We start from the raw sequence: 18,868 nt of genomic DNA, 5'->3' as shown, positions 1-18,868 counted from the left end.
TTGATTCTCTTACTTGTGTAACTTTATTTGACTTTCTGTTTCAACACTCGTCACGAAATGGCGAATCGGGTTTTCAGCCTTGCGGTATTTTGCTCATATCCATATACAACGCGTTCCACCGATGACCGTCCGGATCGGCAAAACCGCAGCCGTACATCCAGCCACCTTTTTCGCCTGGCTTGCTGAATACAGTACCGCCGGCACATTCAGCTTTCAAGGCGAACTCATCAACTTCATCCCTGGAGTTCGCCCCCAGAGAGAATAACACTTCAGTGCCCTGCCACGAATCCGCAACCGCATTACCAGCAAAACCGCGGAACGCGGATTCCGGGAAGAGCATCAAAACAACCTGATTGTCGCCGACGATCAAGCTGAATGAGCCGTCTTGACTCGCATACTGCTCATTCAACCGAAAACCGAGCTGGGTATAAAACGCCTTTGCCCGTTCTGGTTCTCGTACTGGAAGGTTCAACCATAATTCTCTCGACATACCTAACAGCCTCCTGATATAGAGATGCAGTAATCACTCAGCCCTATATAAATTCAATGCTTATTATAAACTTTCCTTCTTGTTTGGAAGTTAATCCTTCTTCAACTAACCTGCCTGTTAGCTTAATGGGCTGCTAAGGCCGATTATCATTAAAGTTTAGTAATACCGGGCGCTGGACGGAGAGGTATCCATCAAGCGTGCCTGGGACGGGCACGCTGTTTACGCTCACGATTCCCGAGATCCAACCCGGGGATGAAGCTAAAGCGGAAAGGAAATCATAAGATTCGTTGGACGATTTTTTCTGAGAGGGGCATATGCATATTGAAGTACGAACTTGGCCGTTGCCTGCTAGAGGAAAGGCTTCATAAAGGAGGAATGCCACTGGAACGGCTGGCGCTTGAACTGCGGGTGAGACGGGAGCGGCTGGATGACTTTATCGACAATAAAAGAGTGATGTCTCTTAAGCTCGCGATTTCGATCGCCGATACGCTTCAGTGCGAGGTGCGTAGCCTGTACGAATTAACGCCTTCCGATGTCTAATTATAGGCGGTTTTTCTTTTGGCCAATAACCAATAATCAAGGATAACAAAACCTGAGTCCTGCCCGTTAACTAACGAAGGCGGCCGAATTTTTTCCGGTCGCCTACATTGTGTATTATGGAGCTATTGTTCCCTGTTAATTTAACAAGGGTATAGGCCATGATGACTCGGGCGACAGCATCGATTAAGAATGTCAAACGCTTGGTTTGGGTTGTATCGATCTGACCTTGTACGTCCAAACGTTCGCGCTTACACCAAAGCTTCTTTTTTTATCATGCAATATGTCCCTCTATTTCTGCTCTCAATTGTTCAAACCACTCTAAGTTAACCAAGTGATGGGAACGGGAATTTTCGTTCATTCGGCGGTAATAATCGATTGTGCCGGGAAGTTCTTGTGTGTTGGACAAGTATTCATCAAGGAGGGCGATTCGGGTTTTAGTCTGGTCTATTTGCGATTGGATCAGTTCCAGCAATTTGTTTTTGTCGTATTCATCGGCAAAGAGCAGCGTCCCATAAAATTGCAGGTTCACATATTCCGATTTTGTGCCGTATTTGGCCATTAATTTTTCGAATTCAGCCATTCCCGATCCGGTGATTTTAAAGTTCCGAATTTCGCGCCCACTGGTTGAAGGATTCTGCTGAATCTGTTCAATCCAACCTTTTTCTTCAAGTTGCTGCAGATTGTAATAAAACGAGCCTTTCGTGAAGTTTACAATATATTTGTAATGGCGTTTTTCCATTAAGGCCAGTAGTTCGTAGCCGTGAGCGCCGGGGTTTTGGATGAGCAAGCCAAGGATGAGTAAGGGGATCAAGGCTGCATCACCTTCGCCATCTTCGTATTAAATTCCGCATACGTGATTTTACCCGAAGCCAAATCCAAGCTATGAAGGTAAATCTGTTCTTTTGTCGAATAGTCGCGTTTCATTACCAGCGATTGCTCCTCTCCTGGGATGGGTTCCAGGACATGACATTTTTTCGAAAAAGCCTCGAAATAACGGTAGCCGAATTTGCGTTGCGAAACAGCGTCTAAATGAATGCCATCAGGATTCGCAGTCAAATCTGCCGCTGTTACAAAATAACAATTTCGCTGTTCATTGGCGAAACGCTGTAATTGTTCATTGACCTGTCGATACTCTGTCGCGTGCTGTCCAAAACCGGTCATCCCAAGGAAATCACCAAGTCCGCCAATGATCAAAGGTACCTCATTAAGATTCAATTCATTTCTTAGGATCTCGATGATAAGGGTTAATTTCTCGTAATAAGTTTCATGTAGTGAACCATAACTATCGCTCTCACCCTGGTGCCAAAGGATTCCTTGGATTTGACTGGACCGCTGAGCGAAGCGGGCTTCGGACAAAGCATGCTGAAAAAGGATGCCTTCCGGATGCCAGTCACTCAAGGAACTGCCACCTTCCGCACAAGGAATCAAACCGATTTCTTCATCGGGATTGGCTTTCGACCATGCATCGGCAAAAGACGCTGCCAGGCTTACACCGGAAACCGGACGGTCGTAATTAATCGGCTCTGTCATCATTTGCCACTGTCCATTGCGCAGCATTTTTATTTTTTCTTTATAGATAGGATCGACTTCATGCAAAAATCCACGGCCCGCCATATTAGACTGACCCAGCATTAAAAATGACTTTATCATTTACTCTTCATTCCTTTACATCACTATTATGGTCTAATTAGACTCAAAAATATTATATAGTCTAATTAGACTATGGTCAATGTAATTATATTAAGAGGGCTCAATGCCATATTTTTGAAATCTTTAAGACTCCATCTGGAGAGCCCTGCGAAAGCCTCGCTTAATGGTAGTTAGGGCTCGAAACTGAAAAAAGATACGATGCTATGGAAAAAGCAGCTTCATCCTCACCCGAGGATGGGCTGCTTTTGCTCTTTTAACTTCACCATCCGTTTTACATTTCGTTGATCTCAATCAATACAAAGCCCGCCTACTCCTGCCGATGAACTTCATGGCAGCCTAATCTTTGTACAGGTTGTTTTTAAATTTACATAAGTCTATTACTCTATTGTGGTTCACCTCCACTTCCTATACACGACATGTGATTGTAAGACGCTACTCATTGTCGTTCCAAAGAGTACGGTAGTTTCGCTTAGTGTCAACTCCCGGAAAAAGTGGGCGTCAAACATCCTCCCCTATTTCTCGGTAAGCAACACGTTTGATATGTTTGAAAAGATAAATAAGATGGATAAATCTTTTCAAAGTCGGGAATTATCTAAGGTAGAAACACTTTATTAACAAGGGAGGATTTTATGACCAATCAAATCTATGGTAAAGACGATGAGGTAATTACGAAGCGTGACAGGCTAACTATAAAGAATGATACACACATTGATTATGCTATAATGGATCTTCCTGGTGTAACATTTAGGCTAATCTGGTCTCGGGATGTTGATGGAGATCATCGAGAAACTCCAAAACTAGAACCTAATACAAGTGATTGGTTCAATAGTAGGGGTATAGGTAACGGAGATAATGAAAGACACTTTGACATCGAAGTTCGTGCATTTCTAGAAGAAGGTGCAGCGGATGTTCTGATTGGAAAATTCACGCACACTGTTATTAACCCCCCTGGCAGTAATGGTGAAAATGAAGAAACACAACTTAGAGTAAATATAAATGCAACAGAAGGACCTCTTCTTTTTCGGTACTTTAGACCATATAATCACACGGATGATCTTACTGAGGTAATCGGCTACCTTCGCCCTCATTTCGAGCATCCAGCAACTTTAAGCGCTGATATAGAACAACCAAAATTACAGGACATATCCGATGACAGCTTATAAAGATATCTCGAATTCGATTATAAGAATGAGCAGAGCTAGACGAACATGAAAGTTAACGAGGGAGGATATTAATAGATACCAATTTAGCATATGGAAAAAATGACGACATAATTACAAAGCGTGACAAACTTACTATAAAGAATGATACACACATTGATTTTGCTACATTGGATCTTCCGGGCGTGACATTTAGATTAATCTGGACTCGGGATGTTGATGGAGATCATCGAGAAACTCCAAAACTGGAACCTAATACAAGCGATTGGTTCAATAGTAGAGGTATAGGTAACGGAGATAATGAAAGACACTTTGACATCGAAGTTCGCGCATTTCTAGAAGAAAGTGCAGCGGATGTTCTGATTGGAAAATTCACACACACTATTCATAACCCTCTGAACAGTAATGGGGAGTCTGAGGATACACAACTCAGAGTAGATCTAGGGGCACCAATGGGGGCACTGCTTTATCGAACCTATCATGGAGGAGTAAGGGAAGATATAGCATATCTTCGTGCTCATTATCTCTGACGCTTTAAGTGCTGTTTTCTGCAAGTAATATTTTAAAAGCAGTTTACAAACACCATCCCACCGCACCGCCAATTGGTTGCTTAATTGGACAACTTCACGCAGCGTCGTTTGGTCTAGTAGTGAGCTGTCCTGGTTCAGAATCTAGTTCACCGCTCTTGAATAATAAAATCTTCCGAAATGTAAGGTGTCAAATCCTTGATAGATTGAACTAAGCCAAAAATCAGTGGTTTGAGAAAATTCATTCCTGGGGTCCTACCGACAAAACGCGGATATTATACGCTAAGTAAATTTTTGCATGAGTAAAGCCAATTCTTCCTACACTAAGGAATCATCGGCTTTAATTCTTCACTATTAATATTCTTTTACTCAATTAATCATTGAGATACCTAGTAGTATAAACTTATATATTTCTGAAGGGATAACTTGAAGTATATCTCATCTTACTGTAATTTAGTTTTTAGCATTAATTGAAGGGTTCTTTAATCTAATTTGTTTCTTGTCTCTCTATCCAATTCTACTCTTAAACTTTTTAAGAAAGCTTCCTGTTCAAAATGTTTTAAGCCATAGGTGAGATTAAATTCATAGTCGAAGTCGGGAGGGTTTTCCCCCTGATTATGCTGTATTATGGTCTCAGCCTTATCAAGTGCTTTAACGAAAAGCGCTTCTTTCGTTACACCCTCCTCGTATTCATTCCACACTGCAATTAATTGATTACCTTCTATTAACGGTAAAAAACTTGCTAACTTTTTAACTGCCATCTTTTCTTCTTTTTCTTTTTCAGTTTTATCTGGCAATAATACTGCGGATTGGTCTCCACTATAACGTTCCCCAAGATCATGGATTAAGCTCATAAATAATACTTTTTCGTAATCTAATTCTGGAAATTGTTTGGCTGTGATTGCTGCGAAAAGCGCTAATCTCCATGAATGTTCAGCCGTGCTCTCTTGGCGTCCTGATTGCATCCAAGCCGTCCTTGTGACAGACTTCAAACCTTCAACTTCTTTAATAAAATTAAGGTGTTTTCTTATTTCGATCATTATTATACTCCCGTCATATGAATTTAGAAGGGATACCGCCAACATCTTAATCCGAAAAAATACGCTAAAGCCACTGTATCACTGGTTTAGCGTATAGTTTTGCTCTAAGTTGCTATTTTGTGTTGTATTAAGAAAACTCCAAAACGATTGTAATCGGCAACTAGAGAAATAAACTCAATCAATAACAAATTCAACCATATACTGTTTACAAATGATTTCGTAACCAATCGACTGATATAGACGGATTGCCCCTACATTCTCCTCTAGGACATTCAGATAAACATTTGGTGTTATCGTTCTCCCCATCGAGTTAGCTCTGCACAGATCTTTTTTCCATAGCCTTGTCTTCTCCATGCGACGTCTGTCCCGATATTTCCCAGTTCAACATAATCCTCACTATAAATATGGTATCCACCTACCGCAATCAGCTCATCTTGTTCCATCACTCCATAGAATGGGTACCGTAATTCTTCTTTTGTAAAAGCAATTGTACCCAGATCGGCCATTTTCGACTCAATAAGCTCAAAATAAGGTGGCCCCAAGTGTAAGATGCGTTTATCCACCGGAGGCAGCGCTTTCTTATGGATATGTTTCATTAGAAGCAACTTTTTCGGAGACTTGTGAAACTCAAGCTGAGAAGCGAGAGCTTCCATTTCTTCTTCATTAACAATAACGTTACCGACGGTATCGTTAGGTAAATTCAGTTGTTCGTTCATGAACGACAGCATTAACCGAAAACAAAATGACTTCTGCACGGGAAATACAGAAAAGGCGCAAAATGGAAGCCCTTTTAAAAAGGCTAATACTCCAAGCAACTCGCCCTGGTTTGTATACTGTCCATAATGCACCGTATTTTGTTTACGGAAAGTAAGGTATGAATAGTATTGAAAATGCTGTTCCCTATTTATCGAACTCAAGATTGCCTTCATCTCTATTGGCGTTAGCTTTCGAAACATTTTCCCTGCCTCCATCAACGTTTGCTGTACAAGCTAAAAATATAACCTCAGATGATCTGCACAACCTGAGTGAATGGTTGAAAGAGCACGATCAAGTGTCAAACGGGTTCAATGAATAAACCCGGGGACTCCATTCATCTCTAACCCATTCTCATCAACTGAAACTGTGACTGTCTCTACATTGCTCTCTTTTTACCGATGATTTGGAGCCAAGTTTGCTTAAACATCAACTCATCTCCTTGCACAAAAGGAAACATCCCCGTCATTTCATTACTTGATATCAGTTCTTGTTGTAATGAGGTTTTAATATGTTGTGCAATCTTATCTTCTGTTTTCGTCAAAGTTAGCCATGAATTTACGTTAACAGGTACCTGTAAAACATCCTCAGTCTGTATTTCCAATCCTGCTTGATTGAAGTAATCCATAAACTGTGTCTTTGTCAGTGCAAGTGTATGGGAAGGATCTCGTAATCTCTCATAATAATTATATTGCTCAGACAACGTTTCATCTTCGTCGGATATCATATCAATAACAGCAACGTCTGCCTGGCTCTTGCATACTCGTGTCATCTCAGTAAGAACAAGAAGCGGATTAAGAAAGTGGTGGAAAGCAAATCTGCTTATGACCAGATCAAATGTATCTTCTTCGAATGGAAGCTGTTCAACGTGACCATGTATATACTCGATATTGTTGATACCTTGTAAATCGTTCTGGGTTATCCCTTCTTCAATCATGGCCTCAGATATATCAACGGAAACGACACGATCTACGTACGGAGCTATCGCGCGGCTGAGAATTCCAGTCCCAGCTGCAACATCCAGCACTTTCATCTGTTTATTCAATTGTAAAGATCGTATCATCCATTTGATGTAATCCTGATTGTTCATCGATAATGTCTGATTTGAAAAGTCCTTCGCTTGTTTCTTGAATTCTTTAACGATAAGGTTGTTATGCTCTTCCATGTTTCTCCTCCTTCTCCATGATTACGAGCTGCGTTTGTTAGACTTCTTGTTCAACTTCGTCTTCCTGTAACATTCCACTCAATTATGTTAATTCCTGCTGAGAGAATATTCAGCCGTCGGCACTTCCATCCGTGACAACGAGATTCGTGATGCCGTAATGACACGCTCGTCTTCTTCGCTTTTTCCTTTATCTCATTGCTAATACTGAGATGACTGGACTCGATAGCTGCTTTATCATGTCCCATTCCCAGTTATTTGAGAAAATTTTTAAAGCGTAACTGATTCTTGTGATTTGACCATTAATTGATCTCGCTCTCGGATTTGATTCAAGTTACTTCTGAGCTAACCGTTATATTTTTCGATTTTTGTTGTGCATAGTAATGACTATAGTAGAACTTGTGTAGTTACTCACCCTTCATCACCCAAGCCGGATTCGATCGCTATCAGCTTACCCACTAACCGCTCTGTTGCAGCCGCCGTAAAGCTCAACACGCCTCCCTTGTTTACGATATCTCCCTGCTTGATCCGTTCATCCAGCCAACTGGAAACAAAATCTGGCGCGTATCCTCCGGTGCTAAAGCCTTGCGCAAAGGCGATCATCTTTTCGTACTCCGCCAAATACTGCGCTCGCGTCACTCCCGGGTTTGCCCCGGCGTACAACCAGAACTGGATATCATACATCAGCATGGACAACTCGTCCGCATGAAAAGCAAAATAGCCTTTGTCCTCTACGATCTGGGTACAAATATTGCGAATGACCGCTTCAATCCGATCTATTCCGTCGGCGTTCTCGCATAAAGATTGCAATAAAGATGAGAATTGCGCATACTCCACCTTGTCCAAATCATCGAGCTTGTCCTGCTCCGAGGTGTCGAATACTTCCTCATTGACCAGTCCTGCGATAAAGGTTGCAAAGTTAGGCGCAAGGAAGGTAACCCAATAACCAGCCTCTTGATCCACATGTACAACTGCAGGCTCACCGTCCCGGCCGCATGCGCGATAATCCAGCATAATGACATCATGCCCTGCCGACGGGCAATCGCACAGGACAACCCCAATGTCCGGATAGCCCCATTCTTCCTGCATAAAATTGCTGCCCAAACTGCCGCCCAGACTATAAGCTTTCTCGCGCCCGATCCCCATCATGCCCGTAATGGCTACATGATCCTCCGCCCAGGAGGTCGAGACGGCAGTCGGAAAACAAGTATTGACCGGTACGCCGCCATTCTGTTGCTGCATCAGCCAAATATAATCTGCCGGAAGCTTGTACCCAAGCTCCTCTTCTATAGAAGCAATCATCTCGGCAGTAGGCGGCGCCTCTACATAACTCTTGTCCGCATAATCGCTCATCTCCCAGAACTGACTGAAGTCGCGCTCGCGAAAAGGCACACGAGTAATCTCCCTGATCGCCACGGATTGTCTCTCCATAATATCGTGGCAAGCCTCTATGTACTTATCCACATCTGCATCGCCAGGCTCCAGACGATCGAACTGCTCGAATGCGGACAGCGCCTTTTCCCATTGATGCATGTAGAAATAAGAATAGCCGATGCGCCAGTTCCATGTCGCATCCTGTCTTCCTTGCTGTTCTACCGACAGCAGCTGTTGCAAAGCTTCCGTGTAGCGCCCCAAGTTGTTAAGCGCTCGGCCATAGTGGCCCACCAATTCGTAGTCCCGCTCCGATTCAGGTAGTTGCTCGATCGCTTCAACAATTTTGTCATGCTGATCATCGTCATACCAGCTTTGCAGCTTGTCCAACAATTCTTTTGACATTTCGCCACTTCCTTATTTCAATTTTTCAAGCTTGAAGCGCTTACCCACCACGGTTACGCCACGTACAAGTGCAGCGTTCAGTACGCGTAGAACATTCGTAGTCTGCTTCTTTATCCAACTGACTTTGGTCCACACAAACCGCTCTATCGCCTCGTCGCTCATTGAGAGTGGAGCAGATACTGTCACGTTGCCGTTCGCTAGCTTGACGTAAAGGCACAGCCCGAAAGCTATCTTAAGGATACTTAATGGGACCGGTCCTCCCATCCTACAACGTTAAAGCGATATACTAACAAACTACAATTCGATCCATTTAATACATGTTGGACGAGTTTTCGTCTTGAAAAATTCTGTGCACGCATCATTCATTTGTTCGACTGTAATAACCATTGCACTTGCTATAACTACTTCTCCGCCGAGAACATTTTCGTAAAAGGTAATCGTTTCGTCCCTAATATTGTCGTCACCGTGAGAAGCAAAAGTTCCCTTGTGTTCAGAATCTAAAAAATACAACACACAATAATCATTTCGAACAAAAGCACATAATTGAGAGATACCACTTTCTTCAAAGGTAAAAATAAACTGATTGGCATTAAATGCTGGACGATTTTGAATAAACTCAGCTACCTGCGATTCTGTATTTACTACAATTTCTCCGTTAAAATCATTAGCATACATTTGAAAGACCTACTTTCAGTAACATAAAAAGGGATTCGCTCACTTATAACTTGCGCTCTACTTTGAAAATGTGCTAAGTAAAGACGGCCATACGGAAATTTTCTCACGGCAGGATGGACAAAATGTTTCCCCTGCTAAATAATACAGATGCCTAACCAATGTTTGCTCCCCGATCGCTTCCGCCCGCTCCACTAATGTTCGTATTTCTTCATCTGCAAATGACGTGACCGGGACGATCACATGGGATTCCTGATCAGTGTGAAAGACGGGATCTTGTTCATAGGCTTGAAGTATTTCGATTTCTACAGAATTATCTTCATGAGGCCAGATGAATATATCATTTTCGCAGGCCGGACACACGGCCACATACTCATCACCGTTAATAAAAGTCATCAACATATCGGCAAGCATATACGAACCTCGATAAGCGGCATCCGCAACAAGAATAAAACGTTTCTCCGTCTCATCGATGGAATGACGGGCTGTATAGGTGAATACTTCCTCTGTAAGCGCCTTGAGTTTCTCAATGGCCTCTACATATTCGCGATACAATCCAGAACAGACAGAGCTGCCTACATCTTCAGCCAGTTCAGACCAAGATTCTGGAAATGGCTCCTCATCGTGCCCATCACGGCTTGCCTCGATTATACCGCAATTGACAAACAGCTCTTTGCGCACTTCAGCATCAGATGTGGAACATGCTATTTGTGCCAAAAATGGCATCGCTGCATATGTAGCCGTATATATCGTATTTTGATGGTACAAGTACTCTTCGAAGATTTCATCAAAAATCTCCTGACTATAATGCCGCATTAGCTGCTGCAATAACACAGATACGTTTTCTGCAGAACTGTACGGTCCTGTCAGCTTTCCCCATACATCGCTATTCCACTTAAGCAAGCTTTCCCTCCGTTCCTAATTGCCAACTTCTACCTTTCTACTTATTGTGTCACATAAAAAACACCGGAATCAGTTCCCAACATCCAGCGCCTCTATCTCCTTTGCATCAGCAAATTACAAATTCCCTTCGATAGCAATTTCATCCACATGCTCTAGCGTTGCTACCACCCATCGACCTACATAATCAATAAATTCAGCGCTGGATGGGTTACTGATTGCTAGTATAGACCAATGGTTCAGGATCACTTTCCATTCCGATTTACTAATGAAATTCATAGCGGTATGATCAAAATTCTCAAAGCCCTTAAGTGGATATACCTCCTTGATTCCTTCGTATAAAAGATGAAAATCCTCGCGATATATCCATAAGCCGACACCCAAATTATCACGCCAATGCCCCTTCTCATCTTCAGCATAAGGGTACAAGCCGTAGCCGATATTCCCATCACCACGACGATGAAATTGCCGTACATCGATGAGATTATCTTTTTGAGTGATATAGAGTGTCAAAGTGGGATGTTCCATATGCTCTTTTATTTGCAAGACGATTTTCTCGAATTGCTTCTGTCTGCTGTTATCTTCCAAACGGTTAAAAAAGCTACATTTCAATAAGAAATGCCCACTCCGTCTCTCTTGTTCCGTCCACTCAAAAAGAAACAATTCTTTAGTTGTTCGGTCTGGTCTGCCTGCATTAACCCATTCGAAAAAAACGGTTTCCTCTTGTACGGCTGTTATAGATGAACCTGTCTCAATAAGAGAAAAGTGCACTGTGCCAACATACTCTATCAAAAACGACTTGATCCGCTGTTTTTGTTCGTGAAGTGTCAGATAAGATGTGCAAGCAATCTCAATGTCATAACGCAAAAATATAACTCCCTCCCGATCGTTCAATAGACTACCTTTCGTGAAAACTATCATACCACGCTGCAAGTCAGAATGTTTGGAGAGTTGCTAACAAGTCTAACTGGTTCGATGCTAGCGCCCTTTCTACTCTTGTACTTATACGAGAAGTTGGACGGTTCCGTTCTGTTGCCTTTGATTATCGTCGGATTGCAACCTTTAGCAGAGATTGTAGTTACCATCGCAGGCGGCAGTATTACGGATCGTTACGGGAGAAAGCTCATCATCATATTCGCCTTGTCATTACAAATGGGAGCGATGACAGGATTTATGCTTGCTGATTCAGTTTGGTTATTCGCATTTTTATATATCCTGAATGGAATTGGCCAGTCCCTCTACATTCCGGCAGAACGGGCTCAGATTGCCGATATTGTCCCGGATGAGAAGCGTGCGGAAGTATATGGTGTATTAAACACCTTGGGGTATATCGGGCAAGGACTTGGTCCTGTACTCGGTTTGCTGGTATTTGTCTTGGAGCCCGCTCTCGTATTCGGTTTGCAAGCATGTTCGCTCCTCATCTACTTGCTTGTATTTTGGAAGACCACCCATGAGACTGCACCGCTAAATCACCTGAATGAACCTTTGGCAACGGTCGTTGTTCAAGATTCTCAGAGCGATCGTTCTATAGATAAGTCACGATCTGTATTCAGACGAACAAAACAGTTCGTTTTCCTTCACCAGCATGTGATCCTTCTTATGCTGTGTACATTACCAATCAGTTTCTTTTATGCACAGACAGAAACAACTTTTCGTATACATGCTCAAGCTATCTTTACCGATCACTTGTCTGTGATCGCAATTCTGGCTACCGTAAAAGCTTGCCTATCTGTTGGACTGCAAGTCTGGCTTATCAAAAAAACGGAGCATATGTCGCTCATAACCATCATGTTAATCACTTGTCTCTGTTATACCATGACATCACTTTTATACGGGTTCTCCTCCGTGTTATGGCCTTTACTGGTGGCTCAATTGACGATGACAATCGGAGAAAGCTTAGGACTACTAGGCTTCATCAGTACGTCGCTGGTATTGCACCAGTTACGAATCGAGCGCTATACTTCTCAATTCATGGAACACATTGGGATATATCTCGTTCCATTGGACCTTATTTAGGCGGTATCGTATTCATCCAGACAAGTGGCTCTGTATTATTTATAATCGTCTCTATACTACTTGTCGTCTCATATCTATCATTCCGATTCCTATTATCTCGTAATGTTCGCGCGGCTAACAATCTTTATGGAATTTAAAGGTTAGTTGAATAGTCGCTTATTACTCGCTTAAACTTACTATTAGTAGATTAAGAAATGATTGCAGCGGTGGTGATTGTTTCCGTCACCACGCATAAATGCATCAACAAATACATGGAGAAGCTGCCACCGGCAAACTGCTCCATGTATTTGTTGAACTATCGTATCCGTTTGTTGAGCGGATTTACAGTCTTAGAACCATAAAATCCTCATCAAAATACATACCGTTGTACTTTAAGGCTCTTTGTTCCACACCATATACTTTGAATCCTATGGAATTGTAAAGCTTTTTTGCATAGTCATTTTCAGACATAACGGCTAAGTTTATTTGCTCTATTCCTTCGCACGCTCTTGCTTTATTAATTAGTTCAAGCAATAGCGATTTCCCCAAGCCTATACCTCTCTTTTCGGGTGCCACATACATCCCGAAAACATTGCCTTTATGGACGGTTTTCAGAACGCTTTCCCTTACAAAAGCTACGATTCCAACTAACGAACCATTATTATCAAAAGCTCCAAGTACAAACTTGCCCTCTGTGGGCTTAATTCGCTCTACTACCATTTCCAATGAAAATTTTACTTCTCGCTCGTAAGTCGAACCAAAAGCCTCTGGATTTATTCTCAGGGCACTTAATCGCAATTCCTGATAGAACCTTGCATCGTGCTCATCCAAAACTCTAATATTCATCAAGATTCCTCCCGTTTCCCTTTGGTCAATTCTAACATAAACCATAATCAACTTATCTACTTCGCTAAACTGCCCGTTAGTTGAGCAAAGGCAGCTGATCTAAGTGATCGCTGCCCTTATTATTGCATTTTGCACTAAAGTTCCTCGTTAATTTAATGGACCTGGTTGTTTTAGATTCCAAAATGAATAATTAATTGATTATTATTCGTAGCTTTGACAGCTAACCCAATCAATTGGTTTAATTCACTTTGCATTCTTTCTCTATTCATCCTATTTATTGTTTGCTCCCAGTAACCTTCTCCGTTATCCTCTTCTTTCCAAATGGTATCTCCTCTTAAACTAAATGTGTCTGGTGCTTCATCAAATAAATTCAGCCACTTGTCTAATACACTTATTAGCTTATCTGCACCAACGTTATGAATAACGGTTATCCCATAGTAATTTAGTCCATTTCCACTCTCTTTAGTTTCGGGGTTAAATGAGGGAACCCAGTTCAAGAAGTCCATCATGTACAGGATAATATCATCCGATAATACAGCTTTATTTTCCCATATATGCCGATCAGTACTGTACCATTCATATCTGTCTTTAAATTCAAACTCGTTGATAACAAGAAAAAACTCGTGTGTTAGCCATTCACCACAACTAGAGCGTCTCATCTAATTTCTGAATCTTTGAGTGGGAAATTAAATATACATTGCCTAAAATGTCGATTTTGTCTCCCTTTACACGTACAGCGAAATCTTTGTTCGACGCATAAATATTCATTTCTTCCGATAAGGGAGACAGTTCGCCTTGAACCAACGCAATGTTATTTTCAAGATCAAAATGAGACAGGACGGAAAAATCGTCAAGGCCGATTCCGTCGTAAACAGAGCTTATTTCAACTTTATAGCCAAAGTTTTTCGAGCATAACCATTTAGCGGACATGTTGATCGCACCAGCGCTTGCTCCAATCACAACGGCTCTGCTTTTTTTAATCAAATCCGACAATTCATATTCCATCAAAAACCCATTTTGTTTAATAGTATTCCACCCAACAAGAAAATGACTGAAGCATTTTGAATTAACGTTTGGGCATCTTCCTTCTGTACGCGATAGTTAATTAAATGATATTCATCAAACATAATGCCGGCCTGGTCAAGCCACGAGCGTTCAGTAGTACCATCATCTTCATAAAAAGATGGATTCGAGCTAATCATAGCAAGCGATTTTCTATCAGTTATATCCTCCTGTAACACCTTGCTCAGATTCTCTGGAAAAAAATTGTTAAACCAACCTAAATAATAGTGAATTTTCATATGTACCCCCGTAGTAAAGTGTAAATAAATTAATTTCCTACGTTACTCATTCTGTTTTCTTGTCACCAACACAATACTCTCAAGATGCCCCGTTTGCGGAGTCAAATGTAATGATTGTGACACAATTATATCAATTTTTTTGTTTTGATCTATGGTCTCTCGTTTTTAAAATAAGATACTAACCTCACCGATAAGCGTAAGAACATCAACGATTCTTCTTACAACAGTCGAGCTATTCGCTCAGCATGGTGCAGCAAAAATTCATCCTGTCCAAAATCGGCAATGCATTGAAAACCAAGCGGCAACCCTTTCGCTTGACCTCCTGGGAGGCTAATCGTCGGCAACCCCGCGTACGACCAAATAGCAGTCATGCCCGCAAATCCTGTGCGCCCACCATAGGGCGGGCTACATCCCCTTGTGCTGGTGAGATCCAGAGGTCAATCCCTTGTGCTCGTCGGACTTCCGCTAATTCGAGTCGCAAGATCAACTGTCCTCTGCGATAGTACTCTAGTTCTTCGTCGCTTATGGTCGCTCGGACAGAAGTTGACACCGAAGTGAATCACTACTTTAGGGTCCCATAACGATGCGTTCATCTCAGTATGACCATAAAGTGAATTCGAGAATTTTCGGGGATAGATTAATAAAAAGCACTCCCCCATCCCCACATTTAGATCATTCCCATAGCACTTAATTGATAATCAATCTTAATTACGGTTAACGATACATGTTCTTGTCCAAGATCGGTAAACGGTATATGTTCTTGTCACCTGACACCTGATTTGCCACTTTCTCTTTTCTATCAAAAATCTTCGATCAAATGGCATACAGGGCCTTTTTAACTCCTTTAGCGTTATGCTTTCCGATTAGCGAAAGAGCGATAATGCTTGGTCACCGCGACCGACTGGCTTCCTCGCAAGTAAAATCGGTCGTTTACCTTCCAAGTATGAGTACCTTTATTCTTTCTGCGAATGTAAACGTAGTTATATGGGGAAGTGGAGTATATCTTGTGCCCTTTCTTGCCACAACTTCTTAAAAACCGCACGTCTTCCCCAAGGGAGATATCGGCAAACCGCACATCCTTCAGTACGTTGCTCCGGAATAAGATAGTTCCCCCCTGAACAAAATTCACAAATTTATCTCTCTCCTCCGGAGACCGGATAACCAATTTCTTGCTGCCGGCGAGGTAGACGAGACAGGAGTGTTTACCGACAACGGAGCTACGTGTAAGAATGAGAGCCTTGACCTGCTCCTTTAGATAGTTCGGAGCGTAATAATCGTCGTCATCAAACTTGGCAATTAGTGTGTGCCTGGCTCTTGCGATGCCGCAATTCAGGCATTGGCCTAACGAGATTCGCTCGGGGACCTGATAAACCGATACGTTCGGAAGTGAACGCGCTTGTTGGCGAAGCGGTCGGATATCGATAGCATTCTTGTTGACGATGATGATTAACTCTTTATATAGATAGCGCTGATTGCGGTAGTTGTTCAAGATGTTTGTGAAAAACTCAGGACGATTCGTGCAGGCAATGATCGAGACGCTAGGTTTGTTCAATGCTCCCCCTCCATTCGTATATATCATTTTATGGACTCCAGGGGGGAAACGCTTGGATGAAGACCTATAGACTAGATCCACTCTTACCGTATCGCAACGGAGACACTGCGAAGTCCGCGGCGGGCAAAGCTGGATGTCACGAGGCATACTTCTCAGCTTAACAGGAGACTATGACAGTGCGATGATCAGACTGGTTCAAGTACTGGGTGAAGGTAGAGGAGTTCGTATATCGCTCTAAATAGGAGCAATACAGAGAAGTCTTTAATCAATCCCCCACCCTAACGGAGGGATTGGGTTTTGCGAGTTAACGTTGTGTGAGGAGCGACTTCAATCGCGGCTTATTGAATTGAATGAGGGAATAGGCCCGAAGCAGCTTGGTTCTACGTGCTCGGTTAATGAACCGGATATGATAGTTGATTTTTATGCGATCTGCCCAGTAAAATTTGTAATCCTGCTGACCGCTTAGAAAATCGATTTCTCGCAAGCAGCTACTGGTATTCATGAGATGACGAATCACCTGATTGGTCAATACTAACCCAACTCCATATTCCGCGTAATGCTTAGGTGATGCGATCATGTACATATATGCTTTGTCTGCATAGATCATAGTGAGCCAGGCTGCAGCGGTATGGCCATTTATTTCAAGATAAGAGAGGTGTGTGCGTTCTTGGTTGTGGAGTTGCAACAAGACTTCTTTAAAGAAAGCTTCATTATTAGGATAATTGACGTCTGCATGATACAACCACCCTTTCAGCGTAGACCTATTCCATTTCATATACGAAATACACCTCTTAGATTCCTTCTGACTTCCACTCATTCGACAAAGGTTCTAAAAATCCGCCAGAAAATAAAAAGCCGCTGAATCAGCGACTTATGCGTGTATGTTCTTGTCCTCCGACATGATTGATTTTGGCTCACCCCTGGTAACGCATATCTCCTCTTTCTTCTTGCCATCCTGCTCCACTCCCTTGATGTCTTTTCACTTAGCATGTTCGGAAGCACAAATTTTCATCATCGCTTTGGCTCAGCGTGGGTTGCAATTCAATTCGGGCCAACTCAGCACCATAATTATAAAGACAACATATAAATGTACTTAACTCTTTAGCAGTGCACTGAGACAAAAAATGAATCTAAAAGACAATCTCTTCCGTCTTTTTTACATTGGCAAACCATTGGCCAAGTATTTCATTGTGGTGATCAATAATTTGAGCAGCTGTAAAAATATTTGAATTGTATGTACTATGTCCATCTTTAACAAGAATAACTTCATAGCCTTTACTAAAGGCTCGTCGACAAGTAGCATCTACGCAAATTTCCGATTAAATTCCTGTTATAATGATTCGACTTATTTTCTTAGTTACTAATTGTTGTTCGAGGTCTGTCTGCTGGAATGAATCAGGATGATTCTTTTCTATTATAATTTCCTCATTTAATAGATGGATCGATGGATGGATATCCCAACCAGGAGTTCCTTTTTGAATAAGAGAACCTACTTTCCCATTGTGTTTCGTAAAAAATACTGGTGCCTGCTTAATATGTGCCTGTGAAATGAGGATTTGAATGTTATTCAATAATTCATCACCTTCAAATAAGGGTTTCTTCTCCCAAAATGAACCTATTTGAACATCAATTATTAGTAATGCAGTAGTATTTTTTTTATTCATAGACTTTCCTCCGTTCATTCTTATATTCCCAAAGCTCAAGCTTTTATAACATGTGCTCCGGACTTTCACCGTATAGATAACGCCCATGCTGGGCGTACCGCAAGAGACGATCTCCAAAGATCGTCTCTTATTCTGTCTAATCCACACTTGCTTGTGCTTCATTTAGGTGTACTCATCAAATCTTATAGTTAACAGAACCCCGACGGACTAAGCCAATGCAGAGTTGTCTGCTGAATAATCTTCCTCGAAATCCCTTTTGCTTAGCCATGCAGCATAATAATGGTCCTTGGAAGCGGACGATTGTTCATCAGCGGACAGTCCTTTATAACTCTCCAACTCCGTATCTTGATTATTTAGAACAAACCATTGATTATAAAGTCCCTGTTCATTTTTTGAAGACTTAGCATGGTTTTAGGTAGTTTATATCCAGAACGAACGGTTGGTGAAGCTACGGCTAAATGTGACCAAGAAGCAGCGAATTTTATGGCATTAAACTTGATGAACGATATTGTAACTGGAAAGCTAACTGTAGAAGATGCACGTCATGTAGCAGAATAATCAAAAATTATTAATCATAAAACCAAAAATATATTACAGATTACTTTTTCCAAAAGAAGTCTCAAATATTCTTAAAGTTGAAGAATCCAATTATTTTGAACTTCAACCTATTGAGCCTACAATGTACCCAATTTTGTGTCAAAATCCTACAATGGGGTCACATTTGTGTCATTAGACACGGATTCAATTAGGTCTATGTTCTTGTCCTCCGACACCTCTACGTACACAACTCACCGCTGATCCGGTTTGCTCAAATCGGCTGCCGATATATGCCGGCAGCCG

General features: G+C 41.9%; 19 protein-coding genes and 2 pseudogenes. 3 read left to right on the top strand and 18 right to left on the bottom strand.

What is annotated here, in order from left to right:
* Nucleotides 1–73: 73 nt before the first annotated feature.
* Entirely contained in the window at nucleotides 74–490 is a 417-nt protein-coding gene (locus EI981_RS13860; protein WP_126999055.1) for a VOC family protein, read from the bottom strand.
* A 321-nt stretch (nucleotides 491–811) separates the two neighbouring features.
* On the opposite strand from EI981_RS13860, the gene EI981_RS13855 reads away from it, so the two are divergent.
* Nucleotides 812–1,030, top strand: coding sequence for an XRE family transcriptional regulator (locus tag EI981_RS13855; protein WP_193556468.1), 219 nt, complete (start codon nucleotides 812–814; stop codon nucleotides 1,028–1,030).
* Between the two features lie 271 nt (nucleotides 1,031–1,301).
* On the opposite strand, the gene EI981_RS13850 is transcribed toward EI981_RS13855, so the two are convergent.
* Both EI981_RS13850 and EI981_RS13845 read right to left on the bottom strand, forming a co-directional pair.
* Nucleotides 1,302–1,841 carry a PadR family transcriptional regulator gene (locus EI981_RS13850; protein ID WP_126999053.1) on the bottom strand — a complete coding sequence of 180 codons (540 nt, stop codon included), beginning with the start codon at nucleotides 1,839–1,841 and terminating at the stop codon, nucleotides 1,302–1,304.
* A complete protein-coding gene (locus EI981_RS13845) occupies nucleotides 1,838–2,680 on the bottom strand; it encodes a sialate O-acetylesterase (RefSeq protein ID WP_126999051.1) in 843 nt (280 codons plus the stop codon). The genes EI981_RS13850 and EI981_RS13845 overlap by 4 nt, the downstream gene beginning before the upstream one ends.
* A 629-nt stretch (nucleotides 2,681–3,309) precedes the next feature.
* On the opposite strand from EI981_RS13845, the gene EI981_RS13840 reads away from it, so the two are divergent.
* Entirely contained in the window at nucleotides 3,310–3,843 is a 534-nt protein-coding gene (locus EI981_RS13840; RefSeq protein ID WP_126999049.1) for a hypothetical protein, read from the top strand.
* Between the two features lie 1,006 nt (nucleotides 3,844–4,849).
* Here the strand turns inward: EI981_RS13840 and EI981_RS13835 are convergent.
* From EI981_RS13835 to EI981_RS13800, 8 genes are all read right to left on the bottom strand, one after another.
* Nucleotides 4,850–5,407: an HD domain-containing protein gene (locus EI981_RS13835; protein ID WP_126999047.1), complete on the bottom strand. Its 558-nt coding sequence runs from the start codon at nucleotides 5,405–5,407 to the stop codon at nucleotides 4,850–4,852.
* Nucleotides 5,408–5,697: 290 nt separating this feature from the next.
* On the bottom strand, nucleotides 5,698–6,336 hold the full coding sequence (locus EI981_RS13830; RefSeq protein WP_227011847.1) for a GNAT family N-acetyltransferase: 639 nt from the start codon (nucleotides 6,334–6,336) through the stop codon (nucleotides 5,698–5,700).
* Nucleotides 6,337–6,539: 203 nt separating this feature from the next.
* The gene (locus EI981_RS13825) at nucleotides 6,540–7,325 is read right to left on the bottom strand and encodes a class I SAM-dependent methyltransferase (RefSeq protein ID WP_126999045.1); all 786 of its coding nucleotides are present in this window, start codon (nucleotides 7,323–7,325) and stop codon (nucleotides 6,540–6,542) included.
* 408 nt (nucleotides 7,326–7,733) lie between these two features.
* Nucleotides 7,734–9,098 carry an SMI1/KNR4 family protein gene (locus EI981_RS13820; protein WP_126999043.1) on the bottom strand — a complete coding sequence of 455 codons (1,365 nt, stop codon included), beginning with the start codon at nucleotides 9,096–9,098 and terminating at the stop codon, nucleotides 7,734–7,736.
* Between the two features lie 12 nt (nucleotides 9,099–9,110).
* Nucleotides 9,111–9,362: a YgjP-like metallopeptidase domain-containing protein gene (locus EI981_RS13815; protein ID WP_227011846.1), complete on the bottom strand. Its 252-nt coding sequence runs from the start codon at nucleotides 9,360–9,362 to the stop codon at nucleotides 9,111–9,113.
* Between the two features lie 30 nt (nucleotides 9,363–9,392).
* Nucleotides 9,393–9,773, bottom strand: coding sequence for an Imm1 family immunity protein (locus EI981_RS13810; protein ID WP_126999041.1), 381 nt, complete (start codon nucleotides 9,771–9,773; stop codon nucleotides 9,393–9,395).
* Nucleotides 9,774–9,830: 57 nt separating this feature from the next.
* Nucleotides 9,831–10,673 (bottom strand): hypothetical protein, encoded by an 843-nt coding sequence (locus EI981_RS13805; protein ID WP_126999039.1) that lies wholly within the window; start codon nucleotides 10,671–10,673, stop codon nucleotides 9,831–9,833.
* Between the two features lie 114 nt (nucleotides 10,674–10,787).
* Nucleotides 10,788–11,537 carry a hypothetical protein gene (locus tag EI981_RS13800; RefSeq protein ID WP_126999037.1) on the bottom strand — a complete coding sequence of 250 codons (750 nt, stop codon included), beginning with the start codon at nucleotides 11,535–11,537 and terminating at the stop codon, nucleotides 10,788–10,790.
* Nucleotides 11,538–11,609: 72 nt separating this feature from the next.
* Here EI981_RS13800 and EI981_RS13795 point away from each other — a divergent pair, with 72 nt between their 5' ends.
* Nucleotides 11,610–12,686 (top strand): MFS transporter, encoded by a 1,077-nt coding sequence (locus tag EI981_RS13795; protein WP_227011845.1) that lies wholly within the window; start codon nucleotides 11,610–11,612, stop codon nucleotides 12,684–12,686.
* Between the two features lie 321 nt (nucleotides 12,687–13,007).
* On the opposite strand, the gene EI981_RS13790 is transcribed toward EI981_RS13795, so the two are convergent.
* The 7 genes and pseudogenes from EI981_RS13790 to EI981_RS13760 all read right to left on the bottom strand — a co-directional run bounded on the left by EI981_RS13790 (nucleotide 13,008) and on the right by EI981_RS13760 (nucleotide 18,028).
* Nucleotides 13,008–13,511: a GNAT family N-acetyltransferase gene (locus EI981_RS13790; protein ID WP_126999035.1), complete on the bottom strand. Its 504-nt coding sequence runs from the start codon at nucleotides 13,509–13,511 to the stop codon at nucleotides 13,008–13,010.
* A 170-nt stretch (nucleotides 13,512–13,681) separates the two neighbouring features.
* Nucleotides 13,682–14,170, bottom strand: a complete 489-nt coding sequence (locus tag EI981_RS13785; protein WP_126999033.1) for a hypothetical protein — start codon at nucleotides 14,168–14,170, stop codon at nucleotides 13,682–13,684.
* A pseudogene (locus EI981_RS13780) lies at nucleotides 14,157–14,812 on the bottom strand (Type 1 glutamine amidotransferase-like domain-containing protein). The gene EI981_RS13785 and the pseudogene EI981_RS13780 overlap by 14 nt, the downstream one beginning before the upstream one ends.
* 218 nt (nucleotides 14,813–15,030) lie before the next feature.
* Nucleotides 15,031–15,156, bottom strand: coding sequence for a hypothetical protein (locus tag EI981_RS13775; protein WP_162616170.1), 126 nt, complete (start codon nucleotides 15,154–15,156; stop codon nucleotides 15,031–15,033).
* Between the two features lie 506 nt (nucleotides 15,157–15,662).
* On the bottom strand, nucleotides 15,663–16,364 hold the full coding sequence (locus tag EI981_RS13770; RefSeq protein ID WP_227011844.1) for a glycosyltransferase family 2 protein: 702 nt from the start codon (nucleotides 16,362–16,364) through the stop codon (nucleotides 15,663–15,665).
* A 304-nt stretch (nucleotides 16,365–16,668) separates the two neighbouring features.
* The gene (locus EI981_RS13765) at nucleotides 16,669–17,139 is read right to left on the bottom strand and encodes a GNAT family N-acetyltransferase (RefSeq protein ID WP_162616169.1); all 471 of its coding nucleotides are present in this window, start codon (nucleotides 17,137–17,139) and stop codon (nucleotides 16,669–16,671) included.
* Between the two features lie 355 nt (nucleotides 17,140–17,494).
* Nucleotides 17,495–18,028: pseudogene (locus EI981_RS13760) on the bottom strand (cysteine hydrolase family protein).
* Nucleotides 18,029–18,868: the final 840 nt, after the last annotated feature.

This window comes from Paenibacillus lutimineralis, from assembly GCF_003991425.1.
Classification (GTDB): Bacteria; Bacillota; Bacilli; order Paenibacillales; family Paenibacillaceae; genus Fontibacillus; species Fontibacillus lutimineralis.
Note: the sequence above shows the minus strand (reverse complement) of the source record. Positions and strands in the feature narration are given on the sequence as shown.

What these genes read in the sequence shown, in the direction of transcription:
- EI981_RS13785 (WP_126999033.1), bottom strand. Translation starts at nt 14,170, where the DNA reads ATGAGACGCTCTAGTTGTGGTGAATGGCTAACACACGAGTTTTTTCTT.
- EI981_RS13820 (WP_126999043.1), bottom strand. Translation starts at nt 9,098, where the DNA reads ATGTCAAAAGAATTGTTGGACAAGCTGCAAAGCTGGTATGACGATGAT.
- EI981_RS13860 (WP_126999055.1), bottom strand. Translation starts at nt 490, where the DNA reads ATGTCGAGAGAATTATGGTTGAACCTTCCAGTACGAGAACCAGAACGG.
- EI981_RS13795 (WP_227011845.1), top strand. Translation starts at nt 11,610, where the DNA reads ATGTTTGGAGAGTTGCTAACAAGTCTAACTGGTTCGATGCTAGCGCCC.
- EI981_RS13810 (WP_126999041.1), bottom strand. Translation starts at nt 9,773, where the DNA reads ATGTATGCTAATGATTTTAACGGAGAAATTGTAGTAAATACAGAATCG.
- EI981_RS13790 (WP_126999035.1), bottom strand. Translation starts at nt 13,511, where the DNA reads ATGAATATTAGAGTTTTGGATGAGCACGATGCAAGGTTCTATCAGGAA.
- EI981_RS13830 (WP_227011847.1), bottom strand. Translation starts at nt 6,336, where the DNA reads ATGAAGGCAATCTTGAGTTCGATAAATAGGGAACAGCATTTTCAATAC.
- EI981_RS13835 (WP_126999047.1), bottom strand. Translation starts at nt 5,407, where the DNA reads ATGATCGAAATAAGAAAACACCTTAATTTTATTAAAGAAGTTGAAGGT.
- EI981_RS13825 (WP_126999045.1), bottom strand. Translation starts at nt 7,325, where the DNA reads ATGGAAGAGCATAACAACCTTATCGTTAAAGAATTCAAGAAACAAGCG.
- EI981_RS13845 (WP_126999051.1), bottom strand. Translation starts at nt 2,680, where the DNA reads ATGATAAAGTCATTTTTAATGCTGGGTCAGTCTAATATGGCGGGCCGT.
- EI981_RS13765 (WP_162616169.1), bottom strand. Translation starts at nt 17,139, where the DNA reads ATGAAATGGAATAGGTCTACGCTGAAAGGGTGGTTGTATCATGCAGAC.
- EI981_RS13815 (WP_227011846.1), bottom strand. Translation starts at nt 9,362, where the DNA reads ATGGGAGGACCGGTCCCATTAAGTATCCTTAAGATAGCTTTCGGGCTG.
- EI981_RS13840 (WP_126999049.1), top strand. Translation starts at nt 3,310, where the DNA reads ATGACCAATCAAATCTATGGTAAAGACGATGAGGTAATTACGAAGCGT.